This window comes from Novosphingobium sp. YAF33, from assembly GCF_052113265.1.
Classification (GTDB): Bacteria; Pseudomonadota; Alphaproteobacteria; order Sphingomonadales; family Sphingomonadaceae; genus Novosphingobium.
In genome coordinates this window covers 84,519-108,727 of sequence record NZ_JBFRCW010000014.1, presented here as the reverse complement: position 1 = coordinate 108,727, position 24,209 = coordinate 84,519, and the positions used below count along the sequence as shown (strand labels likewise).

Sequence of the window (24,209 nt, the reverse complement as noted above, 5' to 3'; positions counted from 1 at the left end):
CCTGCACATATCTAAACGTATGGTTACGTAAGGACATGTAAAGGTAACGACTATCTACTGCCACCCCGAGCCCTGAAGCCCCGGGAGCAGGCGCCGTCGCCCACATGTCCCTTCATCTAAAACCTACAATGTCAAAGAACCGGTCCCTCGCGGGACCCGCCGAACAGTAAAGCCGGACAACTAGCGCTCCCCGCTTTCTTGCGATGGGGGAACAAGCTGTCCGTCTCTGTTGGCGACCGCTGCAAAACCGTGTGGTCCGCTGCGGTGAGAGGCCCTCTAAGTGCCACCCGCGATTCGGTCAAACCCTTTTTCCTGAAAAGTTTTCCACACCCGCCGGGGTGACCACAAAAACGACACGCGGCGTGGCCGGAGCCGCGCCGCGTGCAGGAATGCAGGCAGGAACCTGCCGGCAGACCACAGGGAGAGGCCTGCCGAAACGGTGAAACGTCAGAAGTTGACGGTGCCCTCCACGCCGAAAGTGCGCGGCGGATTGAAGTTGCCGTAAGCGCCCAGCGTGTTCGCATTGGCGTAGGACAGGCGGTAGATGTGCGTCTCGTTGAGGAGGTTGCGGCTCCAGACCGAGACCGTCAGCTTGGTGCCGTTGTCGGACATCGGGATGTCGGCAAGGGCGATGCGGCCATTCACGATGAAGCTGCTCTGCGCCTTCACGTCTTCGTCCTCGAAGCTGTACTGCGCATCGGCATAGGCTGCGTCGAGATGGACCTGGACGCTTTCGTCGCCGCTGCCCACCGGCACCGTGTAGTCCGCGAAGACCGAAGCGGCATTCTTCGGCGTGTAGACGATGAAGACGTTCTGGTAGACCGGGTTGTCGGCCGTGCTGAGGAACGGATTAAGCGTCCGCGGCACACTCGTATAGGTATAGGCATAAGAGGCGCCGAACGTGAGATTGTGCGTCGGGTGGACGTTCAGTTCCGCCTCGACGCCGCGGATCTTGGTGGTGCCCGGCGCATTCAGCGTCTCCTGCGTGTGCAGGTTGAAGTAAGGGCTGGTGGGATCGGTGTTGACGTTGTCGAAGTCCACCTGGGTGCCATCGCGGTCCATGATGTAGCCGGCCAGGTTCAGGCGAACCTTGCGATCGAGGAACATCATCTTGGCGCCGACTTCATAGGACTTCACCGTTTCCGGGCCGAAGGCGTCGAAAGTCTGCGAGCGGTCGTTGGCGCCGCCGGCCCGGTAGCCGGTCGAGTACTTGGCGTAGAGGTTCACGTCCTGCGTGGCGTCATAGGCCAGCGTGACCATCGGGTCGAAGCGGTCCTTGCGGTAGCGGAAGGTGTAATCGTAAGCCGCGCCGTTGACGATATCGAGCACGCCGTCGCGCTTGTCGTGCGTGAAGCGGCCGCCGGCGGTCAGGTGGACCTGGTCAAGCCCGGCAGGCGTATACGTGGCCTGCGCGAAGGCGGCCAGGCTCTGGGCCTTGGCGTGGCTGTCGCGCTGGAGGAACAGCGAACTGTCGTCCCAGCCCTGGTTGGACGAACTCACAACGCCCGAGACGCTGGGGCTCAGCACGGTGTAGCCGGAGCCGTCCGCGTTCCACTGGTTGGAGCTGGGAGTGGCGGCGTTCTCGCTGGCGTGCTCGTTGTAGTAGTAGGCACCGGCCACGAAATCGAGGTGCGGCAGGCTGCCGACCAGCTGGAGTTCCTGGCTGAACTGGTTCTGGTCGAGGAACGAGAGCGAGTAGCGGCTGAACTTGGCGTTCGGCAGGAACACGGTGCGGTGAGCGCCGCCAGAGTTGTCGTACTGGTCGGTGTGGACGTCCCGCCAGGCGGTGATCGAGCGCAGCGTCAGGTTCGGATTGAGGTCGTAGCTGAGGTTGCCCATCACCCCCTGCGTGCGATCGACGCTGGGCTGCTGCGGCACGCCGATGTCCGCGGTCTTCATGCGCTTGTCGCCGCTGACCTGGACGAGCGGGGAAAGCGGGGCGATCTGCCCGGCCTTCAGCTTGCCGCCCTGGCTGGCGATATCCGCCAGCGTGGCGACCGTCAGATTGTTCGGGTTGTAGTTGATGAGCTGGCTGTACATCGGCGTGTTGTCGTCACGCGACTTGTCGTACGAGATGTTCGCCGTCAGCCCTTCGAACGGCTTCCACTGGGCCTGGATGCGGCCGCCGACGCGGTCGTAGTAGTTCCAGCCGGTCTGCCCCGCGAGCGGGTTCTTCACCGTGGCGTCCTGGTGCTGGTAGACCCCGTCTACCTTGACCGAGATGTTGTGGAACTCGGGGAAGTCGATGTGCGCTTCGCCGTCACGCTGGCCATAGTTGCCGAGGCCCGCCGAAACGCGGCCGCCGAATTCGCCGGTGGGCGCCTTGGTGACGATCGAGAGCGCCCCGCCTTCGGTGTTGCGGCCGAACAGCGTGCCCTGCGGCCCGCGCAGCACTTCGATGCGCTGCACGTCGAACAGCGCGGCGTTCAGGCCCTGCTGGCGGCCGAGGTAGACGCCGTCGAGGTAGACGCCCACGCCCTGGTCGCGCGCGGTCTGGTTGGCGTCGAACGGCACGATGCCGCGGATGCCGACGGTAAGGGCAGACTGGCGCGCTTCGAACGTGGCGACGCGCAGCGAGGGCACGGTGCCGCTGGCCAGGTCGATCAGGCTCTGGACGTGCTGCTTCTCGATATCGGCGCTGCCGATGACGGCGATGGCGATCGGAGTCTTCTGGAGGTCGGTCTCGCGCTTGGTGGCGGTGACGATGATCGGTACCGAGCCGTCGCTGTCGGCCGCGGCGGCGCTGTCGGCAGCGGGAGCGATTGTTGCGGCTTCATCGGCGAAAGCGGCTACCGGCGCCTGGCTCAACGCGACGATGCTGCAAGTGGCCGCCAGACGGATGGCGTGGCGAATCATGCGAAAACTCCCTGAAATGCTTGGTCTTCCTCCTTGCAGTCGCGGCAAGGGGCCCGCCCGGCGGGGCGACAGGGAGGCTGACTAGGCGCGACCCGCGTCACATCCGTGTTGCTTTCTTGTAATTTTCTTGACGCAATTGTGGCGACACGCGGCCAGCCGAACATGACAAATTTGACATGTGCATGGCGGCGATCACGGCACTATGTGGCCGGATCATTCGTATCGAAACTGCAGGATACCATGATCAAATCTGGCGACATCGTGCTGACCTCGGGCGACCTTGCCCATGTCAGCGCCGTTCGGGACAACTTCCTCTCCTTCGAGGCGGCGGTGATGAACGCAACCGAACTCTGCGCGCGGCCCGCCAGGGCCCCGACCTGGATCTTCGTGGACTGGCTTCTGCCGGAAATGTCGGGACTTCAGCTCTGCGGGCTGCTGCGCGACCGCATCAACGACCATCCCCTCCACATGACGATGATCCTGCCGGAGGCCGATCCGCGCGCCCAGGCCCGCGCGCTGGACGCGGGGGCGGACGACTACCTGATCGCGCCCCTCACCCCGCATGCGCTTGTACAGCGCCTGCGAATCTACCAGCCTGCCGCGGCCGCGCGCAAGGAAACCCCGGCGATCCAGATCGGCGAGCTGATGATCCAGCCCGATTCGCATCTCACCCGGTACCGGGGTCTGGTCGTGCCGCTGCAATCGAATGAGCAGCGCCTGCTCAATCACTTCGCGCGCAATCCCAACCGGGTGTTCACGCGCGGCGAACTGATCGGCGTGCTGGGCAAGAGCGTGGAGGTCTGCGACGAGCGGACCGTGGACTCCTGGGTCAGCCGCCTGCGCCGCAAGCTGCGCTCGATGCAGGTCCCGCACCTGCCGCGCACCGTGCGTTCGTTCGGATATGTCTTCGACAGCGCCGAAGCCTGAGGGCGGCGGCCAACTGCGGCTGCGAAACCGCGGTCAATCCGGGCCCTTGTGCCCGGGCCGCGCATATTCGGGATAATGGAACATGGCGCTGAAGACATGGCCGGCATCGGCGAACAGCGCTTCTGCGTCCATTTCCTTTTCCTTCAGCATCTCGTCCAGCGAATAGGCGATCTCCACCGACATGCGGGTGCGCCGCAGCACCAGTTCACGCGGAACATGCGCGAGATAGCGCATGTACATGTCCGTCAGCAGGTCCGAGACGAAGTTGTGCGAGAACAGGCGGATCGGAGTGAGGCTCGGGATCGCTCGCAGCGCCCGCATGATCCACAAGGCGCCGGGCTCGCTGGCCGTGATCTCATGCATGGTGCGGATCAGTTCGACCACTTTGCCCTCGATCACGTCGAGCCCGGCCTCGCGGTAATTGTCCAGCCAGGCCTGTAGCGCCACGTTCTGCCGCTCCATGAAACGCTCGGCCAGGGCATGGAGAATCGCGTATTTGTCGTCGAAATAGCGATAGAACGCGGGCGGGGTCATTCCGGCGCGTTCGCAGATCTGGTTCGTCGAGATGCGCTCGATGCCCACCTCCCCCAGCAGATGCGCGGCGGAATCGAGCAAGGCATTGAATGTCTTGCGCGATCGCTCCTGCATGGGCCTGCGGTAAGGGGGTTTGTCAGGGTCCAATTCGTGCTCCGGACACCGCAAATGCCGCGTGGTGTCATAAAAATGATAATTATAGCTACCATATGCGGCCCGCACAGCAAATACAGGGGTCGCATCCATGTTCAAGTCCCGTTTCCGCGTGCAGGCCTCGGCCTGCGCGATGGCCGTCTTCGCCTGCGCTTCGGGCATCGCCCATGCCGACGAAGCCTCGCCCAATCCCGCCGCCGGATCGGGTGACGACATCATCGTCACCGCGCGCGCCGGCAGTGCGCAGAAGAAGGTCGAGGCGAGCTACGCCATCTCGACGATATCCGAAGCCGAACTGCAGATGAAGGCGCCCATCGGCGTGGGCGAGGCGCTGAAGAACGTGCCCGGCTTCTGGATCGAAAGTTCCTCCGGCGAGGCCAGCGGCAATATCCGCGTGCGCGGCATCCCGACCGACGGCTTCTCCGCGCTCTCGCTGCTGGAAGACGGCATCACCATCCAGCACGACGCCGGCCTCGGCTGGCTGAACGGCGACCAGGCCCTGCGCATGGACCAGACCATCCAGGGCATCGAAGTGGTGCGCGGCGGTCCGTCGTCGATCTTCTATTCGAACGCCCCCGGCGCGGTCGTGAACTTCATCACCCGGCGCGGCGGCGACCATCTGGAAGGTTCGGTCCGTTACGAAGTGGCCGACTACAATTCGCACCGCGTGGACGGCTGGGTCGGCGGCCCGATCGGCAACAGCGACTGGCGCTTCCTGGTCGGCGGCTATTACCGCCTGTCGGACGGCCAGCGCCACACCGGCTACCGCCAGGACGAAGGCGGCCAGATCCGCGCCACGATCTCGCGCGAGTTCGAGCGCGGCTCGCTCATGCTGGGCGTCAAGCGCATCGACGAGCGCATCGGCAACGCCATGGTCACGCCCTTCGTCAACGACGGCAACGGCGATCCGGTGGGCGTGCCCGGCTTCAACGCCAAGCGCGACATCATCGCCGGCAAGGAAACCCGCTATTTCGACTTCCTGACGCCGGACGGCGTGGAAAAGTTCGATAACGGCACCGGCACCACCATCAAGCTCACCCAGCTGACCGGCGAATTCGACTACGAACTGACCGACAGCCTGCGCGTCGAGCACAAGATGCGCTACCGCGACAGCTACACCAAGCGCAACTCGATCACCCCGCGCACGGTCGCCTCGGCCGCCGACCTGCTGTCCTCGACTTATGGCAAGTACGTCGACACGGCCGCCGGCCAGACGCTGGGCTTCAACTATACCAACGGCAGCGGCCCGATGGACCTGGCCAATGCCAACGGCAACGGCCTGGCCCTGCTCAACCTCGCCCGTTCCTTCACCATTCCCGAAGACGAGTTCGTTTCCGACACCCGCTTCCTGCAGGACTTCGAACTGGCCGGCCACCACGACCTGGCGCTGGGCTTCTACTATGCCCACGTCAAGGAAACCTACCATTCGAACTCGGCGGCGATCTTCACCGACGTGAAGGACAATGCCGCCCTGCTCGACGCCGTGCTGCGCGATGCGGCCGGCAACACGCTCTACCAGTTCACCAATGACGGCATCGCCAGCTACGGTTCGGAATTCAACAACGCCTTCGGCAAGTCGGACACCATCGCCGTCTACGCCAGCGACGAATGGAAGCTGACCGACCGCCTGCGCGTCGATGGCGGCATTCGCTGGGAGCAGATCAAGACCAGCGGCCAGGTGGAAGGCAAGAGCACGATCAACCTCGGCCAGTCCGCCACCGCCGCCGACGACGCGGTGCTGGTCGGCTCGGGCGTGTTCGCGCCGTTCTCGCGCAAGTACGATCACATGGCCTGGACGCTGGGCGCGAACTACCAGCTCCAGCCACGCATGGGCGCCTTCGCCCGCTTCACCTCCACGTTCCGCCTGCCCAGCGTCTCCAGCTTCCTCGGCAATGCGGCGGCCAGCCCGGTCACGCAGAAGATGGACTTCTACGAGGTCGGCCTGAAGTACGCCTCGCCCACGTTCGACGTCTATCTCACCGGCTTCAACTCGATCTACAAGAGCTACGAGATCAGCGACTATCGCCAGAACGCGGCCGGGCAATATGTGCTCAACACGGTCTACGGAGACACCAAGACCTGGGGCACCGAGCTGGAAGCCACCTGGCGCCCCGCGAAGTGGTTCGACATCCACACCAACTGGACCTGGCAGGACGCGCGCTTCACCGACTTCGTCTACACCAATTCCAGCGGCCAGGTCGTCGACTATTCCAAGAACCGCCTGATCCGCGTGCCGAAGCACAGCTTCCGCATCACTCCGGGCGTCAACCTGATGGACAACCGCCTGCGCGTGGAGGCGGACTTCGCCTACTACGGCCAGCGTTATGCCGAAGTGGCGAACCAGATCAGCCTGCCCGCCTATTCGACCGTGGACCTGAACGCCAAGTTCGACGTCAACGACCGGCTGACCTTCAACCTCTACGTCAACAACCTCACCAACACGATCGGCCTGACCGAGGGCAATCCCCGCGCCGGCTCGATCGACAACGAGGAAGTGGGCGACCTCGTCTACATCGCGCGCTCGATCTTCGGCCGCAGCGTGCGCGGCGCGGTGACGTTCAGGTTCTGATCGGCCTCTCCGCTCTCTCCCTCCGGCGGGCGCCCTGGCCGCGCCCGCCGGAACCCTCACCTCCGGGGACAATCGACATGCCCAAGACCTTCTCCCGCCTCGCCTCGCTCGCCCTCTTTCTCGCTTCTGCCCTCGGGTCGCACCAGGCAATCGCGCAGGACCTGCCGGAATGGGACAAGGTGCCTCTGGCAAAAGGGCATGAGAAGCCGGACCTCGTGCTGACCGGCACGGTCGACCGTTCGGACTACCAGCGCAACGTCCCGGTCTCGTTCGACGTCCCCGGAGGCGTTACCCGCATCGGCGTGGAGTACGAATATACCCGCCCGGACGGGAAGACCGTGATCAACCTCGGCCTGTTCGACGGCAAGACGTTCCGCGGCTGGAGCGGCAGCAACAAGCACACCGTCGTGATCGACGAGAACAACGCCACGCCCTCGTTCATCGCCGGGCCGGTCGGCGGGCGGCGCTGGTCGCTCGATCTGGGCGTGTCCTATATCGGCGAAGGCGTGACCTCGCGCTATACCGCCCGCATCTGGTTCTGGCGGCCGGGCGAAGTGCCAGCCGTCTCGACCTTCTCGCCCGAGCCGCTGGAAGTGGCCGACAAGTGGTATCGCGGCGACTTCCATCTCCACACCGGCCATAGCGACGGGTTCTGCACCAGCCGCCGGGGTCGCAGCGTGCCCTGCCCGCTCTACCGCACCGTGGATGCGGCGCTGGCCGCCCATCTCGATTTCGCGGCGATCACCGATCACAACAATGTCGCGCTCTATGGCTCGATGCGCGAACTCCAGCCCTTCTACGACGATATCCTGCTGATCCCCGGCCGCGAAATGACCACCGAGCAGGGCCACGCCAACGTCTTCGGCACCACCGAATATATCGACCACCGCCTCGGCGAGAAATCCATGCCCGACATGGCGACCATGATCGAGCGCGCCCATGCCGCGGGCGGCCTGTTCTCGATCAACCATCCGGGATCGCCCACCGACTTCCGCTGCCGCGGCTGCGGCTGGTCCGCCCCCGAGGCGACTTACGCCGCGACCGACGCCATGGAAGTGATGAACAGCGGCAACCTCTGGAAGCAGCTTGGCGGCGGGGACGCCGGGGGCGATGTGGCGATCTGGGAAAAGCAGCTCGCCCAGGGCCGCCGCATCACCGCGATCGGCGGCAGCGACAACCATGACGTCGATCTCGGCCGCCTCGGCGTCGGCTTCCCGACCACGCTGGTGCGGGCGCCGGAACTGTCCGAACGCGCCATTCTCGATGCCGTGAAGGCAGGCCACGTCATGATCGACATGACCGGCAAACCGGGCCTCGGCTTCGATCTCTCGGCGCGCGGCGGCGCCCGTGCGGGAACGGTCGGGGATGCCTTCGCGCTGCCTGCCGGCCAAACCCTGGAACTGGCGCTCACCATCACGGGCGCGAAAGGCCGCAAGCTCGTGGGTCTGGTCGACGGCCAGCCGGCGGCGGAACTCTCGGCCGAGAGCCTGACCGAAGCGCGGCAGGCCCTGCCGCTCAGGTGGACCTCGGACGGCCAGCGCCACTGGATCCGTTTCGAACTGCGCGACGGAGCGCAGCGGCTCTTCATGACCAATCCGGTATATGTGAACTACTGAGCTTCCCGCTCCGCAGCCCGACCGGATGGGCCTGAACTGCGGCGAAACGCTTGCCGGGGGACGGCTGGGACGGCTTGACCGGGTAAACTCAATCAAATAGGTTGAGAATACCCGGTCAGGAGTTCGTACAATGCCGATTGAAATCCGCAAGCATGGGCGCGTCGGCGCCGAAATCCTCGGGATCGACCTCGCCCGTCCGCTGGCGGAAGACGATCTTTCGGCGATGCGCGCGGCATTTGCCGAACATGGCGTGGTCTTTTTCCGCGACCAGTCCATCACCGAACAGCAGCATATCGACTTCGCCCGCCATTGGGGCGCGATCAACATCAACCGCTTCTTCACCGCCCATTCGGTCTATCCGGAAATCGCGCTGGTGGTGAAGGAACCGGACCAGCAGCACAATATCGGCGGCGGCTGGCACACCGACCATTCCTACGACTTCGCCCCCGCGCTGGGCTCGATCCTGGTGGCCCGCGAACTGCCGCCGCAAGGCGGATCCACGGCCTTCGCCTCGATGTACGCCGCCTATGACGCCTTGCCGCCGCGGCTCAAGGCGCAAGTGGAGGGGCGCCATGCCGTCCATTCCGCACGCCATGTCTTCGGAAGCAGGGCCGGCGCTTACGAGGCCGCGCAGGACACCCGGCGGGACGGCCGAATCGGCAATGCCGGCGCTGCGGACCTGCTGGACGACCCGGTCCATCCGGTCATCATCACGCACCCCCTCAGCGGCAAGCGCGCAGTCTACGTGAACCCCAGCTTCACCCTGCACATCCAGGGCCTGTCCGAAGAGAACTCGCGCGGCTTGCTCGAAGAACTCTATGCCCATTGCCGCCGTCCGGAATTCCAGGAGGATTTCCACTGGCGGGAAGGTTCGATCGCCTTCTGGGACAACCGTGCCACCTGGCACTACGCCTACAACGATTACCACGGCCATCGCCGCGAAATGCACCGCATCACCATCGAGGGCACCCAGCTCGGCTGAATCGGTCGCGGCGGCACCCGGGTTTTCTCGCAGTTGAAGGGTGCGGGGCTTTGCAGCACGATGGGGCGCTGCTCCCTTTGGGTAGGGCCCGGGACGGAGCCGTCCTTATGGAAACGCACCGAAGGGCGCTCTTTTCGCGCGCTTCGGCGCTGGCGGGGCCGCCGAACCCTTGGGAAACCGCGGAGTTCGGCATCGGCCAAAAGGTGGACTTGCCACCCTGCAAATACATATTTAATGTCAACCAAATCGATTGAGTTTAGGCAATGCGCCTTCTGACGGGAGACATGACACGATGAAAGCCGGAACCCTCAATCGCCGCCTGTTTATTTCGGTGGCCGCCGCAACGGCACTGGCCGCCTCTCTGGCGGGCTGCTCGGGCGGCAAGTCGGGCAACGCGGTGGAGATCACCAATGTCTCCTATGACCCCACCCGGGAACTCTATCAGGCCGTGAACCCGGCCTTCGCCGCCTACTGGAAGAAGAAGTCCGGCCAGGACGTGACCTTCCGCATGAGCCACGGCGGATCGGGCAAGCAGAGCCGCGCCATCATCGACGGATTGGAAGCAGACGTCGCCACCCTGGCGCTGGCCTATGACATCGACGTGATCGCGGACAAGGCCAAGCTGCTCCCGGCCGACTGGCAGAAGGCCCTGCCCGATAACAGCGCGCCTTATACCTCCACCATTGTGTTCCTGGTCCGCAAGGGCAATCCCAAGGGCATCCACGACTGGGCCGACCTGGTGAAGCCGGGCGTACAGGTCATCACGCCCAATCCCAAGACCAGCGGCGGCGCGCGCTGGAACTTCCTGGCCGCCTGGGCCTACGGCCGCAAGGCGGGAGGATCTGATGCCGCCGCCGAGACGTATACGAAGCGCCTCTTCGCGCAAGTTCCGGTGCTTGACAGCGGTGCGCGCGGCGCCACGACCACTTTCGTCGAACGCGGCATCGGCGATGTCCTGCTGGCCTGGGAGAACGAGGCGCTGCTGGCCGAAAAGAAGCTCGGCGCCGGCAAGTTCCAGATCGTCGTCCCCTCGATCTCGGTCCTGGCGGAGCCGCCGGTCGCCGTGATCGCGAACAATGCGAAGAAGCACGGTACCGAAGCGGTTTCCAAGGCCTACCTCGAATATCTCTACACACCCGAGGCCCAGGTCGCGATCGCACGCAACTTCTACCGGCCGAGCGACCCCAAGATCGCGGAACAGTTCGCCGGGCAGTTCCCGAAGCTGAACCTCGTCACCATCGACAAGGACTTCGGCGGCTGGACCAAGGCGCAGAAGACCTTCTTCGACGACGGCGGCGTGTTCGACCGCATCTACACCAAGAAGTAAACCGCGCCCTTCGCGCCAGAAATCGAGCAGGCCACTGCAGATGCCATCCATGACGACGCGCAAGGCCAGCTGGCGTGCGCCCTCCGTGTTGCCCGGCTTCGGGCTGACCTTCGGGTTCAGCCTGGCCTGGCTTTCCCTGATCGTGCTGATCCCGCTTTCCACGCTGTTCCTGAAGTCGGCCGGCATGGGCTGGCACGCTTTCGTGGACGTGGGCTTTTCCTCCCGCGCCCTCACCGCCTATCGCCTGAGCTTCGGCACCGCCATCGCCGCGGCCTTCGTCAACGCCGTCTTCGGCCTGCTCGTGGCCTGGGTGCTGGTGCGCTACGAATTTCCCGGCAAGCGGGTGGTGAGCGCGCTGGTGGACCTGCCCTTCGCCCTGCCCACCGCCGTTGCCGGCATTGCCCTGACCGCGCTTTACGCGCCCAGCGGCTGGGTCGGCCAGTACCTCGATCCGCTGGGCATCAAGGTGGCCTTCACGCCGATCGGCATCACCGTGGCGCTGATCTTCATCGGCCTGCCCTTCGTGGTCCGCTCGGTGGAGCCGGTGCTGGCCGACCTGGGCAAGGACGTGGAGGAAGCCGCCGCGACCCTGGGCGCGAACCGGGCGCAGACCTTCGCCCGCGTGATCTTCCCGGCGATCCTGCCCGCGCTCTTCACCGGCTTCGCGCTGKCCTTCGCGCGCGGCGTGGGCGAATATGGCTCGGTGATCTTCATCTCGGGCAACATGCCCGGCCGCACGGAGATCGCCCCGCTGCTGATCGTCACCCAGCTCGAACAGTATAATTACGACGGCGCCACGGCCATCGCCATGGTCATGATGCTGGTGTCCTTCGCGGTACTCTTCACGCTCAACGCGCTCCAGTCGATCCGTCGCAGGAGGCTCGGCGCATGAGGCGGCACGCTCCCGGCACCGAGAGCCGGACCGCACAGGTCCTGCTGATCGGCCTTGCCCTCACTTTCCTGGCCTTCTTCCTGATGCTGCCGCTGGTCGCGGTGTTCAGCGAAGCGCTGAAGCAGGGCGTCCGTCCCTTCCTGGACGCAGTGACCAACCCCGACGCCTTCTCGGCGATCCGGCTGACGCTCATCATCGCGGCGATCAGCGTGCCGCTCAACATGGTCTTCGGCCTTGCCGCAAGCTGGGCGATCACCAAGTTCAGCTTCCCCGGCAAGAACCTGCTGCTGACGCTGATCGACCTGCCCTTCTCGGTCTCGCCGGTGGTCTCGGGCCTGATCTTCGTGCTGCTGTTCGGGGCGCAGGGCCTGCTGGGACCCTGGCTTTCGGCGCACGGCGTCAAGATCATCTTCGCCGTGCCCGGCATCATCCTCGCCACCGTGTTCATCACTTTCCCCTTCGTCGCGCGCGAGTTGATCCCGCTGATGATGGAGCAGGGCAAGGACGACGAGGAAGCCGCGCTCTCGCTGGGCGCGAACGGCTGGCAGACCTTCTGGCATGTGACCCTGCCGAACATCCGCTGGGGCCTGCTCTACGGCGTGCTGCTCTGCAATGCCCGCGCCATGGGCGAGTTCGGCGCGGTGTCGGTCGTTTCCGGCCATATTCGCGGCGAGACCAACACCATGCCGCTGCATGTCGAGATCCTCTACAACGAATACGATTTCGTCGGAGCCTTCGCGGTCGCCTCGCTGCTGGCCGCCCTCGCCCTCGTCACGCTCGTCCTCAAGAGCGTGCTCGAATGGCGCTTCGACCTTCACTCGGGAGCAAGCCATTGATCCGCGTCCAGAACATCACCAAGCGTTTCGGCAACTACCCGGCGCTTCACGGCATCGACCTGGAGATCCAGCCGGGCGAGTTCATCGCCCTGCTTGGCCCCTCCGGCTCCGGCAAGACGACCCTGCTGCGCATCATCGCCGGCCTGGAGTTCCAGGACGAAGGCCATGTCTACTTCGACGGGCAGGACGTTTCCGACATTCCCGTGGGCAAGCGCAATGTCGGCTTCGTGTTCCAGCAATATGCGCTGTTCCGCCACATGACCGTGGCCGACAACATCGCCTTCGGCCTCAGCGTGCGCAAGGCCCGGCTGCGCCCCGCCAAGGCGGAGATCAAGGAACGCGCGCAGGAACTGCTGCGCGTGGTCCAGCTGGAAGGGCTGGGCGACCGTTATCCCGGCCAGCTTTCCGGCGGCCAGCGCCAGCGCGTGGCGCTCGCCCGCGCGCTGGCCATCGAACCGAGCCTGCTGCTCCTGGATGAGCCGTTCGGCGCACTCGATGCCAAAGTCCGCAAGGACCTTCGCCGCTGGCTGCGCGACTTGCACAAGCAGATGGGGCTCACCTCGATCTTCGTCACGCACGACCAGGAAGAGGCGCTCGAACTCGCCGACCGCGTGGTGGTGATGGATCACGGCCGGATCGACCAGATCGGCACGCCCGAGCAAGTCTACATGGAGCCCGCCACCGCTTTCGTCTCGCACTTCGTGGGCGAGACCAACCGCCTGCCCGACGGCCGCCACATCCGCCCGCACGACATCGAGATCGTCACCGCGGCCAGCGGCCGGGGCGAAGGGCAGCTGCTGGTGGACAACGTGTTCCGCAAGGGCGGCGCCTGGCGCGTCGAAGGGCGGCTCCACGGCAGCGAGACGATCGTCGAGATCGACGTGGATGCCCATGAGCCGCCGCCCGGGATCGGCCAGACGGTCGCCATCGCCGCACGCCGGGCCCGGACCTTTGCACTGGCGGAGGAAGCCTGATGACCCGCGACAGCCAGTCCGAGCGCAATCTCGAGGAAAGCCTCGCAAAAGTCCGCGAGGCCCTGCAGGACTTGCGCTACGGCCAGATCGCCCTGACCATCCACGACGGCCGCGTCGTCCAGCTCGACGTCACCGAGAAGAAGCGCTTCTGATCCGCCAGCGCTCCCGGACGCGGTCCGGGAGCGCTGGCCCCTTTCGCGCCGCAACATGAATCTTTTGTAACCTTGCCTCCACGCCGGCTCCATGCCGCCGGGGTTAGAACGGCCATGCGGTCCGGGAACCGAATTTGACATTCGCACCCTCGTCATTGCCTCTGGTTCCCGGGCCGCACCTTCCAGAAGACCAATGAGCCTCCGGGCGGCGTTCCCCCACGCCGCCCGGAACTTCGTGAGGCACGCCGTGGCAGCACCTGTTTTCTTCGACCCCACCGGAAACCGGCGCGTCCGGGTCCGCCGCCTGTCGTTCCTGGCGCTGCTGCTGGCGATCGCCGCCTGTGTCGTCTTCGCGACGACCGTGGCCAGCGTACCGGCCCCGCCGCCGCTGCCCATCGCTTACGAACATGCCTCCCCCCTGCCGTTCCGCGCGCAGATCGGCCACCTCACCCGCAGCGCACGCAAGTTCCTGTTCGGCAAGGCCGCCGTCCAGACCCCGACGCCCGGTGCAAAGCCGATCACGGTGGGCTTCTACACGCCCTGGAGCGACGACAGCGCCACTTCGCTGGAACGCCATATCGATCGGCTGGACTGGGTGGCCCCGGCCACCCTCTCCGTAGACGCGACCGGCGCTCTCAAGGTCGACGACGATGCGCGCCTGAAGCACATCCTTTCCTCCGCGCTCCACCGCCCGCTGGTGGTGCCGGTGCTCCAGAACACCGTCGACGGTGACTGGCAGGGCGATGCCACCGCCGCCCTGCTCGCCCGCCCGGTCCGCCGCCGCGCGCTGGAAACGCAAGTCGCCGCCTATCTCGACCGGACCTCGGCCGCCGGCGTCATGGTCGATTTCGAAACCATGCCCAGCGCCAGCCTGCCCAACTTGCGCCTCTTCCTGAGCGAACTGCGCGCGGTTCTGGCGCCGAAGCACCGGATCGTCTCGGTCACCATGCCGATCGACAATCCCGAATGGTCGATGCGCGCCTTCGGGCAAGTCGCCGACCGGCTGGTGCTGATGGCCTATGACGAGCACTGGCAGGGCGGCACGCCCGGCCCGATCGCCTCGAACCCGTGGTTCGCGCAGAAGGTCGCCCATGCCCTGGCCGGACTGCCGCGCGGCAAGGCGATCGTTGCGCTCGGCGAATACGCCTACAACTGGCACGACGGCAAAGCCGACAGCATGACGGTGGAGGAAGCCTGGCTCGACGCGCACGACAGCGGCGCGCCGCCGCAGTACGACGCCATGAGCGGCAATGCCGGCTATTCCTATGACGATCCGCAGGACGGCCAGGATCACCGCCACGACGTGTGGATGCTGGATGCGGCCGCGACCTGGAACGAGATGCAGGTTCTCTCGCGCCTGGGCGTGAGCGACATCGCGCTCTGGCGCCTCGGCTCCGAAGATCCCGGCTTCTGGAACACGGTCAAGGCCTGGCGCACCGGCACGCGGCCGAACCTCACCCGCCTTGTCCAGGCCGCCAATGTCGACGTGGAAGGCCAGGGCGAGATCCTGGACGTGACCGCCACCCCACAGGAAGGCAGCCGCACGGTCGGTTTCGATGCGGCCACCGGCATGATCTCGGCGGAAAGCTACACCCGCCTGCCCACGCCTTACGTCGTCCACCGGATCGGCGCCCTGCCGAAGAAAGTCGCCCTTACCTTCGACGACGGCCCGGACGCCACCTGGACCCCGCGCATCCTCTCGATCCTCGAACAGTACCACGTCCCCGGCACGTTCTTCGTCGTGGGCGAAAACGCGCTGACCAACCGCGACCTCATCAAGCGCATCGCCGACGACGGCGACGAGATCGGCAACCACAGCTACACGCACCCGAACATGGCCGAGGAAGCCGCGACCGGCATCGGCCTGGAACTCAACGCCACGCAGCGCCTGGTAGAGGCCACCACCGGCCGCTCCACGCGCCTGTTCCGCGCGCCCTATTTCGGAGACGCGGAGCCCACCACGGCCGACGAACTGGTGCCGGCGGCCATCGCCCACGCCCGCGGCTATACGGTGGTCGGCCTCCACGTCGATCCGGACGACTGGAAGCGCCCCGGCGTGCAGCATGTGATCGACAGCACGATCGCGCAGGTGGAATCCGCCTCGCCCGACCGTTCGGAGAACGTGATCCTGCTGCATGACGGCGGCGGCGACCGTTCGCAGACCGTGGCGGCGCTGCCCGTCATCATCGAGCGCCTGAAGCAGGACGGCTACACGTTCGTGCCCGTCTCCACGCTTGCCGGCCTCTCGCACGATGCGGTGATGCCCAAGGTCGACGGCGTGGACCTGGCCGCCGTTCGCGCCGACGTGGCGCTGTTCGGCGCGCTGGCGGCGATCCTGGTGGCGCTCAACTGGACGTTCTTCTTCGCGATCTCGCTGGGCGTGCTGCGCTCGATCGGCCTCGCCTCGCTGGCCAGCCTGCTGCGCCGTCCGCAGCCGATGGCCGCGCCGGAGGACACTTGCGATCCGCTCGTCACCGTCATCATTCCCGCCTTCAACGAGGAACGCGTGATCGAGGCCTCGGTGCGGCGCGTGCTCGAAAGCGATTATCGCCAGCTCCAGATCATCGTCGCCGACGATGGATCGAAGGACCGGACGAGCGCCATCGTCCGCGAGGCTTTCGCCAGCAATCCCCGCGTCGAACTGCTGACCCTGGTCAACGGCGGCAAGGCCGCGGCGCTCAACCGGGCGCTGAAGGATGCGCGCGGCGGTGTGATCGTGGCGCTCGATGCCGATACCCAGTTCGAACGCGAGACGATCTCGCGCCTGGTGCGCTGGTTCGCCGATCCCGCCATCGGCGCGGTCGCGGGCAATGCCAAAGTGGGCAACCGCGTGAACCTCGTCACCCGCTGGCAGGGCGTGGAATATGTCACCGCGCAGAACCTGGAGCGCCGCGCGCTGACCCGGCTGGACGCGATCATGGTCGTGCCCGGCGCGGTCGGCGCCTGGCGCCGCGAAGCGCTCGACGATGTCGGCGGCTATCCCGAGGACACTTTGGCGGAGGATCAGGACCTCACCATCGCCATCCAGCGCAAGGGCTGGAAGATCGCCTACGACGAAGACGCCGTGGCCTGGACCGAAGCGCCGGAGAGCTTCCGCGCGCTGTCCAAGCAGCGCTTCCGCTGGTCGTTTGGCACGCTCCAGTGCCTCTGGAAGCACCGCGGCACCCTGGCCAAAGGCCGTCCTTCCGGCCTCGCCTTCATCGGCATGCCGCAGGCCTGGCTGTTCCAGATCGTCTTCGCGGTGATCTCGCCCGCCATCGACCTTGCCCTGCTGATCTCGATCGCCGGCACCGCCTTGCGCGTCTCGCAGCACGGCTGGGCCCAGACCCAGACCGACGTGCTGCGCATGGGCGCCTATTGGCTGGCCTTCACGCTGGTGGACCTCGCCTGCGGCTGGATCGCGTACCGGCTCGACACCCGCCGCGAGCGCTTCCGGCCGCTGCTGCTGCTGGCGCAGCGCTTCGTCTACCGCCAGCTCATGTATAGCGTGGTGATCCGCGCGGTGAGCGCCGCTTTCGCCGGCAAGGGCATCGGCTGGGGCAAGCTGGAGCGCACCGGCCGCGTCACCGCGACGCCGGGCGGCAGCCCGGCAACGCCGGCACGGGAGCGCGAACTGGAAACGGTCTGAACGGCGCGGAAATCGGCGCGGAGATCGGCGTCAGGCCGGAATGCCGAGCCGGACCTCCAGCCCGCCGCCCGGCGTTTCCGCCAGTTCGACGCGCCCGCCATGCAGCTTCGCCACGGCCTCGACCAGCGCCAGCCCAAGCCCCGAGCCGGCGACCGCGCGGCTGGGATCGAGCCTGCCGAAACGCTGCAAGGCCGCCTCGCGGCGCGCTTCCGGGATCCCCGGCCCATCGTCGCGCACGCCCAGCACGACTTGTCCCTCGCGCCGCCGGGCAAAGAGCGCGATGGTGCTGCCGCCCTCGGCATATTTGACGGCATTGTCGACCAGGTTGCCGAGCGCCTGGCTCATCAATTCGCGGTGGAGCAGCACGGTGAGCCCCGCCGGCGCCTCGGCCCGCAGCACGAAGCCCGCGTCCTCGGCATAGGGCTCGTAAAGCGCCGCGAGATCGCCGAGGAAATCGCCCGCTTCCGTCTGCTCGAAACGCTCGCGGCCGATACCGGCTTCCGCACGGCCAATCTGGAGCGCGGTGGTGAGAATGCGGGTGAGCGTGTCCGCCTCGGTCAGGGCGCGCTGCATGGCAGCCTCGGCAGCCGGATCGCGCGCCTCCAGCGCCGCCTGTTCCAGCACCGCGCGCAGCCGCGTGACGGGCGAGCGCAAGTCGTGCGCCAACCCTTCCGCCACCACGCGCAGCTCGCCCACCAGCGTCTCGATCCGCGCGAGCATGGCGTTGATCTCGCCGGCAAGCTCGTCGAAAGCGTCGCCCGAACCGTCCAGCGTCACGCGGGCGTCGAAAGCGCCGCTGCCCACCCGGTGCGCAGTCTGCGCCATGTCGTGGACGCGCTGGCCCACCAGCCGCGAGGTCAGGACCGCCACCAGCATCGCCAGCGGCAGGGCCAGGAACAGCGCCGCGAACAGCGCCTGCTCGAAACTGTGCTGCAGCTTGAGGTCGCGCCCGATCTCGATTCCGGCCAGCAGGATCGTGCCGTCCGCAAGCCGTGTCTCGGATAGCGCCATGTTCAGCGGCTGGGCGCTGTCGCTGCGGTAAAGCACGGTCTCGAACTGGCCGCCCGCCTCGGGATCGGGCGGCGGCAGGGCCGAAAGATTGCCCACCAGGCTGCGCCCCTCGCGGTCGGCCAGAAGCAGGACCGGCGCACGGCGGCCCTCGCTGCGCAGCCGCCGCTCGATATTGGCCTGAAGCGCCGCCGATCCGCCGTCCTGATAAGTGTCCAGCAAGTCGTCGCGCAGTTCCTGGACCAGCGCCCGCTGCTCGTCCCGCACGCTCTGCTGACCGGCGATCCATACGAAAGTCAGCACCCCGCCGGTGGCGACGAGCTGGAACAGCACGACCGGAACGAAAAGGCGGAACGTCGTCGAGCGCAGGAAGCGCGGCAGGCGCGCGGGCGCGACCCCGCCGCCCGTCAGGCCGCCCGTCAAGCCGCCAGTCCCAGGCGGTACCCCGCCCCGCGCACGGTGTGCAGCAGCGGGGCCGCACCGTCCTCGTCCAGCTTGCGGCGCAAGCGGCTGACATGCACGTCGATGACATTGGTGCCGGGGTCGAAGTGATAGTCCCACACCGCCTCCAGCAGCATGGTGCGCGTCACCACTTCGTCGACATGGCGCAGGAAGTATTCGAGCAGGCGGAATTCGCGCGGCTGGAGATCGATGGCGCGGCTGCCGCGCCGCACCTTGCGGGCCAGCAGGTCCATTTCCAGATCGCCGCAGGCCAGCCGGGTTTCCACCGCCGCCTGCCCGCCGCTGCGCTTCACCAGCAGGCGCACCCGGGCGAGCAGTTCCGCAAAGGCGAAAGGCTTGGTGAGATAGTCGTCCGCGCCGGAGGTGAGCCCCGCCACGCGGTCATCGGTCGATCCCAGCGCCGACAGCACGATCACCGGCGTCTCGATCCCGCCCGCGCGCAGGGCGCCCAGCACCGACATGCCGTCCATCTGCGGGATCATGCGGTCCAGCACGATGGCATCGTAAGTTCCGTCGCTGGCCAGGAACAGCGCATCGCGCCCGTTCGCGGCCCGATCGACCACGAAGCCCTCCTCGGCCATGCCCTTGGCGATATAGGTCGCCGTGGCGTCGTCGTCCTCGACGACCAGCAGCTTGTGACCCATTTCTTCGCCCGGCCCCCTTCACATCGCGGTTCAGAGCCCTTGCGGCTCCGGCTCCCGGGCAAGATCGATCGTGCGGACCGCGCCCTGGTGCACTACCTTCAGGTGAATAGGCCGTTGTCCGCGCTCAGACAACTCCTCGGCGAGGGCCTGCAGGCTCGGCGGTTCGTGGCCGTCGGCGCTTTCGATCCAGTCTCCCACCGCCAGCCCCGCTTTCTCGGCATAGCCGCGCGATCGCACGCTGGTGACGACCAGCCCCGGCTGCGGCCCCGGCACCGGGTCCGCGGTGAAGTCCAGAACCTGCCGCCAGCCCTCGGCCGAAAGCGTGCCATGCGGATGGGGCAGGGTCTGGCCGATCAGGCCGAAGTGCCGCTGCGCCCAGATGTCGCCCCAGGTCAGCGCGCCGGTCACGGCCAGCAGCGCGCCCAGCATCGGCATCAGGCTGAGTATCCGCGTCCTGCGGCGGCTGCCCAGGTCCTGCGCCTCGCTCACGCGGAAGCCTCCTGGCCCAAAGCCGCTCGGTCACAGCAGGACATGCCGCCGGGCCTGCCGGCAAGGAAAGGGGAGATGGGCGAAACGAACATGAAGCGGCACGATCCTCGGCGCCAGTACGAGACTGACCGCAAGCTACACCCTTGCCCTGCACTATCGCAGCACGGCGTGCCGGAGTCACATTAAGGAAAGTCCATGTTTGCTCCACGCTGCGGCAAGGTCCGCGCGTCCAGACCGGCAGCATGAAGAAGGCTGGCAGCATGAGAGGAACAGCACCCCGTCGGTCGCGGCGCCGCGCCGCCTGGCTGGCCGCGGTGGTCATCGTCGCCGCGGCCGTGCTGGCCATTTGGCTCGGATGGCTCGGCGCCTGGAACGCCAGCCCTTTCGCGGACCTGCCGGCAGCAAGCGCCGGCACGGTCAAGGGCGAACGCTATGCCGCCGTCCTGCTCTCGGGCGACATGGGGCCGCGCGCCGGGCTGGGCGGGCAGCTGGCCACCCGCCTCGCGGATCACGGCCTGGCCACCGTCTCGGTCAATTCGCTCACATACTTCAAGGTCCGCCGCACGCCCGCCGAGGTTTCCGCCATGCTGGCCGAGGCCATCCACCGCGCCATGGCGCTGGGCCATGCCGACCGCGTGATCGTGCTCGGCCAGTCGTTCGGCTCCGACATGGTTCATGTCGGGCTGGAGCATCTCCGCGCCGACGTGCGGCGCCATGTCGCGATGGTGGTGCTGACGGTGCCCACGCGCACCGTGTTCCTGCGCGTCTCGCCGCTCGAATGGCTGGACCGCACGCCGCCCGACGCGCCTGCCCTGCCCAGCGCCATGAAGCTGGATTGGGTTCCCGTCGTCTGTATCCATGGCCGCGACGAGCCGGACAGCCTCTGCCCGCTGCTTCACCTGCCGCGCCTGACGCAGATCGTCCTGCCCGGCGACCACTACCTCGACAAGGATGCCGACCGCCTGTTCGCTGCGATCCGCGGCGCCCTGGCCGCGCATTTCGGCCCCGGTCGCATATTCGCCAAGCGCCTCACGAGCGGCGCGGAGATCGCCCCATGACTTCGTTCACCCGCGCCTTGCGGAGCGCTCTGCAGCGCACCCTGCCGCGTCCCCGCCTGCGCGCTTTCCTGCCGGTGCTCGCGCCGCTGCTGATCGGCGCGCTGGCCGCCACTGCCCCGGCCCGGCCGGTCAATACCATCAGCCCCTACGGCCGCTGGCTCAATCCCCGCGGCGACGTGGAAGTCTCGGTCGCGCCTTGCGGGGCGATGCTGTGCGGCACGGTCACCTGGGTCGGCGGCGCGGCGGTGGCCGATGCCACGGATGCCGGCGTCGGCCATCTCGTCGGCACCCAGCTCCTGCGCGACTACCACCGCGAGGAAGACGGCGGCTGGCAGGGGCAGGTCTTCGTGCCGGACATGGGCGAGAGCTTCTTCTCCCGCATTCGCCAGCCCGATCCGGCGCATCTCAAGATCAGCGGCTGCATCCTGCACGGGTTGATCTGCAAGTCGCAGACATGGACACGCCGGTCATGAGCGCGGGCGGCACCCTGCAGGCGCTCGGACGCCGCTTCGCCCACCTCCAGCCGCTGGCCCGCCGCCTGGCGATCCCCGCGCAGCTCGCCGTGGCCGCTTTCGTGCTGGCGCTGGCGGCGATCTGCCTGCACCGGCTGGCCATGTCGCTGAACCTGCACGCGCTGGTCCGCACCGCGCGCGCCATCCCCGCATGGCGCTTCGCCGCCGCACTGGGGCTGACCGGGGCGAGCTACCTGCTGCTCACCATCTACGATGTCATGGCCCTGCGCACCATCGGCCGCCCGCTGCCCTATCGCACGGCCGCGCTGGCTTCGTTCACCAGCTATACCCTCAGCCACAACCTCGGCTTCGGCCTTTTGACCGGCGCCGCCGCGCGCCTGCGCATCTACGGCGCCAAAGGCCTGGGCACCGGCGAAGTCGCCCGCGTCACCGCCATTGCCGGGATCACGTTCTGGACCGGTGTGCTGGCCTCCGGCGCGCTGGCGCTGCTGGTCCATCGCCGGCCATTGGTCGTGGCCGAGCACGTCCTTCCGCTGGGCGTCCAGCATGCCGTGGGTGCCGGGCTGCTCGTGCTGCTCTCGGCCGGCGCGCTGACGGCCCGGCGCTGGCACCTGCCGCCCCCGGCAGCGATCGCACGCATGACCCTGGTGGCCCTGGCGGACATCGCCGCCGCCTGCGGCACGCTCTACGTCCTGCTCCCTCACGCGCCGATCGCGCTCTATCCTCCGCTGCTGCTCGCTTACGTCCTGGCCATCGTCATCGCGCTGGTGAGCCACGTTCCCGGCGGCCTCGGCGTGTTCGAAGCCACGGTCGTCGCGCTCTGCCCGCAGATCCCGGCGGGTGAACTCGTGGCCGCGCTGCTGGTCTACCGCATTGTCTACTATCTCCTGCCGCTGGCCTTCGCGATGGTCCTGCTGGTCCGCCACGAACATGCCCGCTGGCGCCGCCCCGCGGTGCTGGCGCTGAAAGCGGGGGAGACGATGATGGTCAGCCTGGCCCCGCGCGCGCTGGCGCTGCTGGTGTTCCTGGGCGGCGCCATCCTGCTGCTCTCCGGCGCCACCCCCGCCTTGCCCGAGCGCATGGCCGACATCCGCGGCATCGTGCCGCTGCCTTTCGTGGAAGCCTCGCAGATCGCCGCCAGCCTGGTGGGCACGCTGCTGCTGCTGCTGGCCCCCGCGCTCTATCGCCGGCTGGACGCGGCCTTTCTGCTCACCCGCGCGCTGCTGCTGGCCGGGGCCGCCTTCTCGCTGATCAAGGGCCTGGACTGGGAGGAAGCGCTCACCCTGCTGGCGGTGGCCGGTATCCTGCAACTGGCGCGCAAGGGCTTCTGGCGGCGGACCGCGCTGACGGCCGACGTGATGAGCGCGAACTGGATCCTGGCGATGGTCGCCACGATCGCGCTGGCCATCGTCATCGGTTACTTCGCCCAGACTTTCCCCGCCTATCGCGGCAGCCTCTGGTGGAAGTTCGCCTGGTCCGGCGACGCTTCGCGCTATCTGCGCACCAGCTTCGCCGTCGCGGTGCTGATGTGCGCCTCGGTCCTGCTCGCCTTCCTGCGCCCCTCGCGCCGGGCGCGCCTGCCGGATGAAGTCGCGGTCGACGTCGACGCCGCACTCCGCCATGCCACCCGCTCGGAATCGATGCTGGCGCTCACCGGGGACAAGCTGTTCCTGGCCGGTCCCGACAATCGCAGCATGCTGATGTACCAGGTCCAGGGCCATTCCTGGATCGTCATGGGAGACCCCGTGGGCGATCCCGCGGACTGGCCCGAACTGCTCTGGCGCCTGCGCGAGCGGGCGGACGCCAACCAGGGCCGCGTCCTGCTCTACCAGGTCACGCCCGAAGTCCTGCCCATCGCCATCGACATGGGCCTGCAGCTGATGAAATACGGCGAGGAAGCCCGCGTGGACCTCACCCGCTTCGGCCTCGAAGGCCCTGCCGCCCGGCCGCTGCGCCATGCCATGCGCCGCGCCGAGCGCGAGGGCGCCGAATTCGCCATCGTCCCCGCCGCCCGCGTGCCGAGCCTCATGGCCGAGCTTGGCGCGGTTTCGGACGAGTGGCTGCGCGCGAAAGGCCAGCGCGAGAAAGCCTTCAGCGTCGGCCGCTTCGATGCGGCCTATATCGCCCGCTGCGACGTGGCCGTGGTCCGCTGCGCGGGCCGGATCGTCGCTTTCGCCAATCTCTGGAAGACGGCGGGGCGGCAGGAACTCTCGGTCGACCTCATGCGCCACCGCGCCGAGGTACCCTATGGCTGCATGGACTTCCTGTTCACCCGTCTCATGCTCTGGGGCCGGCAGGAAGGCTACGCCTGGTTCAACCTCGGCCTTGCGCCGCTCTCCGGCATCGAGGCCCGCCGCCTCGCGCCGACCTGGGCACGGGCCGCCGGGATGCTGTTCCGCCACGGCGAGGCCTTCTATGGCTTCGAAGGCCTGCGGAACTACAAGGAGAAGTTCGCCCCCCTCTGGGAGCCGCGCTACATCGCCTGCAACGGCGGCATGGCCACCGGCCGGGCGCTGCTGGATCTCCAGTCGCTGATCGCCGACGGCAAGGGCAGCGCCGCGCGCCAGCATACCGAACGGCAGCGGGAAATGCGTTGAGGCGCAAGCGGGTTCCGAACATGGGCAGGCCC

The 24,209-nt window shown here is 67.2% G+C and carries 18 protein-coding genes; 13 read left to right on the top strand and 5 right to left on the bottom strand.

Annotation, left to right across the window (positions count from 1 at the left end):
* Positions 1-447 precede the first annotated feature (447 nt).
* Positions 448-2,856 (bottom strand): TonB-dependent receptor, encoded by a 2,409-nt coding sequence (locus AB4Z00_RS22460; protein ID WP_442047318.1) that lies wholly within the window; start codon positions 2,854-2,856, stop codon positions 448-450.
* A 240-nt stretch (positions 2,857-3,096) separates the two neighbouring features.
* On the opposite strand from AB4Z00_RS22460, the gene AB4Z00_RS22455 reads away from it, so the two are divergent.
* Positions 3,097-3,783, top strand: a complete 687-nt coding sequence (locus AB4Z00_RS22455; RefSeq protein WP_165921495.1) for a response regulator transcription factor — start codon at positions 3,097-3,099, stop codon at positions 3,781-3,783.
* Between the two features lie 33 nt (positions 3,784-3,816).
* Here AB4Z00_RS22455 and AB4Z00_RS22450 read toward each other — a convergent pair whose 3' ends face one another.
* On the bottom strand, positions 3,817-4,464 hold the full coding sequence (locus tag AB4Z00_RS22450; RefSeq protein WP_442047317.1) for a TetR/AcrR family transcriptional regulator: 648 nt from the start codon (positions 4,462-4,464) through the stop codon (positions 3,817-3,819).
* 97 nt (positions 4,465-4,561) lie between these two features.
* On the opposite strand from AB4Z00_RS22450, the gene AB4Z00_RS22445 reads away from it, so the two are divergent.
* From AB4Z00_RS22445 to AB4Z00_RS22405, 9 genes are all read left to right on the top strand, one after another.
* Positions 4,562-7,039, top strand: coding sequence for a TonB-dependent receptor (locus tag AB4Z00_RS22445; RefSeq protein WP_442047316.1), 2,478 nt, complete (start codon positions 4,562-4,564; stop codon positions 7,037-7,039).
* Between the two features lie 77 nt (positions 7,040-7,116).
* Complete coding sequence (locus AB4Z00_RS22440; RefSeq protein WP_442047315.1) at positions 7,117-8,655, top strand: CehA/McbA family metallohydrolase; 1,539 nt, start codon at positions 7,117-7,119, stop codon at positions 8,653-8,655.
* Between the two features lie 130 nt (positions 8,656-8,785).
* The gene (locus AB4Z00_RS22435) at positions 8,786-9,637 is read left to right on the top strand and encodes a TauD/TfdA dioxygenase family protein (RefSeq protein ID WP_442047314.1); all 852 of its coding nucleotides are present in this window, start codon (positions 8,786-8,788) and stop codon (positions 9,635-9,637) included.
* Between the two features lie 292 nt (positions 9,638-9,929).
* Positions 9,930-10,964: a sulfate ABC transporter substrate-binding protein gene (locus AB4Z00_RS22430; protein WP_132268807.1), complete on the top strand. Its 1,035-nt coding sequence runs from the start codon at positions 9,930-9,932 to the stop codon at positions 10,962-10,964.
* 49 nt (positions 10,965-11,013) lie between these two features.
* Entirely contained in the window at positions 11,014-11,856 is an 843-nt protein-coding gene (cysT, locus tag AB4Z00_RS22425) for a sulfate ABC transporter permease subunit CysT (protein WP_442047313.1), read from the top strand.
* On the top strand, positions 11,853-12,692 hold the full coding sequence (cysW, locus tag AB4Z00_RS22420; RefSeq protein WP_442047312.1) for a sulfate ABC transporter permease subunit CysW: 840 nt from the start codon (positions 11,853-11,855) through the stop codon (positions 12,690-12,692). The genes cysT and cysW overlap by 4 nt, the downstream gene beginning before the upstream one ends.
* Positions 12,689-13,666 (top strand): sulfate/molybdate ABC transporter ATP-binding protein, encoded by a 978-nt coding sequence (locus AB4Z00_RS22415; RefSeq protein WP_243654394.1) that lies wholly within the window; start codon positions 12,689-12,691, stop codon positions 13,664-13,666. The genes cysW and AB4Z00_RS22415 overlap by 4 nt, the downstream gene beginning before the upstream one ends.
* Positions 13,666-13,818: a YezD family protein gene (locus AB4Z00_RS22410; RefSeq protein ID WP_132268813.1), complete on the top strand. Its 153-nt coding sequence runs from the start codon at positions 13,666-13,668 to the stop codon at positions 13,816-13,818. The genes AB4Z00_RS22415 and AB4Z00_RS22410 overlap by 1 nt, the downstream gene beginning before the upstream one ends.
* Before the next feature lie 247 nt (positions 13,819-14,065).
* Positions 14,066-17,446, top strand: coding sequence for a glycosyltransferase (locus AB4Z00_RS22405; protein WP_442047311.1), 3,381 nt, complete (start codon positions 14,066-14,068; stop codon positions 17,444-17,446).
* A gap of 30 nt (positions 17,447-17,476) precedes the next feature.
* On the opposite strand, the gene AB4Z00_RS22400 is transcribed toward AB4Z00_RS22405, so the two are convergent.
* From AB4Z00_RS22400 to AB4Z00_RS22390, 3 genes are read right to left on the bottom strand one after another with little or no spacing between them, the layout of a single operon-like run.
* On the bottom strand, positions 17,477-18,877 hold the full coding sequence (locus AB4Z00_RS22400) for a sensor histidine kinase (RefSeq protein ID WP_442047310.1): 1,401 nt from the start codon (positions 18,875-18,877) through the stop codon (positions 17,477-17,479).
* A complete protein-coding gene (locus tag AB4Z00_RS22395; RefSeq protein WP_132268819.1) occupies positions 18,874-19,560 on the bottom strand; it encodes a winged helix-turn-helix domain-containing protein in 687 nt (228 codons plus the stop codon). Before AB4Z00_RS22395 ends, AB4Z00_RS22400 begins: the two co-directional genes overlap by 4 nt.
* Before the next feature lie 30 nt (positions 19,561-19,590).
* Positions 19,591-20,049, bottom strand: a complete 459-nt coding sequence (locus AB4Z00_RS22390) for a PDZ domain-containing protein (protein ID WP_442047309.1) — start codon at positions 20,047-20,049, stop codon at positions 19,591-19,593.
* Positions 20,050-20,309: 260 nt separating this feature from the next.
* Here AB4Z00_RS22390 and AB4Z00_RS22385 point away from each other — a divergent pair, with 260 nt between their 5' ends.
* From AB4Z00_RS22385 to mprF, 3 genes are read left to right on the top strand one after another with little or no spacing between them, the layout of a single operon-like run.
* Entirely contained in the window at positions 20,310-21,107 is a 798-nt protein-coding gene (locus tag AB4Z00_RS22385; protein WP_442047308.1) for an AcvB/VirJ family lysyl-phosphatidylglycerol hydrolase, read from the top strand.
* On the top strand, positions 21,104-21,580 hold the full coding sequence (locus tag AB4Z00_RS22380) for a DUF2147 domain-containing protein (protein ID WP_132268824.1): 477 nt from the start codon (positions 21,104-21,106) through the stop codon (positions 21,578-21,580). The genes AB4Z00_RS22385 and AB4Z00_RS22380 overlap by 4 nt, the downstream gene beginning before the upstream one ends.
* Positions 21,562-24,177 carry a bifunctional lysylphosphatidylglycerol flippase/synthetase MprF gene (mprF, locus tag AB4Z00_RS22375; RefSeq protein ID WP_442047307.1) on the top strand — a complete coding sequence of 872 codons (2,616 nt, stop codon included), beginning with the start codon at positions 21,562-21,564 and terminating at the stop codon, positions 24,175-24,177. Before AB4Z00_RS22380 ends, mprF begins: the two co-directional genes overlap by 19 nt.
* Positions 24,178-24,209 lie beyond the last annotated feature (32 nt).

Excerpts from the sequence above, each read along its gene's own strand:
- AB4Z00_RS22435 (WP_442047314.1), top strand. The coding sequence starts at position 8,786 with ATGCCGATTGAAATCCGCAAGCATGGGCGCGTCGGCGCCGAAATCCTC.
- mprF (WP_442047307.1), top strand. The coding sequence starts at position 21,562 with ATGGACACGCCGGTCATGAGCGCGGGCGGCACCCTGCAGGCGCTCGGA.
- AB4Z00_RS22410 (WP_132268813.1), top strand. The coding sequence starts at position 13,666 with ATGACCCGCGACAGCCAGTCCGAGCGCAATCTCGAGGAAAGCCTCGCA.
- AB4Z00_RS22380 (WP_132268824.1), top strand. The coding sequence starts at position 21,104 with ATGACTTCGTTCACCCGCGCCTTGCGGAGCGCTCTGCAGCGCACCCTG.
- AB4Z00_RS22385 (WP_442047308.1), top strand. The coding sequence starts at position 20,310 with ATGAGAGGAACAGCACCCCGTCGGTCGCGGCGCCGCGCCGCCTGGCTG.
- AB4Z00_RS22440 (WP_442047315.1), top strand. The coding sequence starts at position 7,117 with ATGCCCAAGACCTTCTCCCGCCTCGCCTCGCTCGCCCTCTTTCTCGCT.
- AB4Z00_RS22395 (WP_132268819.1), bottom strand. The coding sequence starts at position 19,560 with ATGGGTCACAAGCTGCTGGTCGTCGAGGACGACGACGCCACGGCGACC.
- AB4Z00_RS22445 (WP_442047316.1), top strand. The coding sequence starts at position 4,562 with ATGTTCAAGTCCCGTTTCCGCGTGCAGGCCTCGGCCTGCGCGATGGCC.
- AB4Z00_RS22430 (WP_132268807.1), top strand. The coding sequence starts at position 9,930 with ATGAAAGCCGGAACCCTCAATCGCCGCCTGTTTATTTCGGTGGCCGCC.
- cysW (WP_442047312.1), top strand. The coding sequence starts at position 11,853 with ATGAGGCGGCACGCTCCCGGCACCGAGAGCCGGACCGCACAGGTCCTG.
- AB4Z00_RS22455 (WP_165921495.1), top strand. The coding sequence starts at position 3,097 with ATGATCAAATCTGGCGACATCGTGCTGACCTCGGGCGACCTTGCCCAT.
- AB4Z00_RS22460 (WP_442047318.1), bottom strand. The coding sequence starts at position 2,856 with ATGATTCGCCACGCCATCCGTCTGGCGGCCACTTGCAGCATCGTCGCG.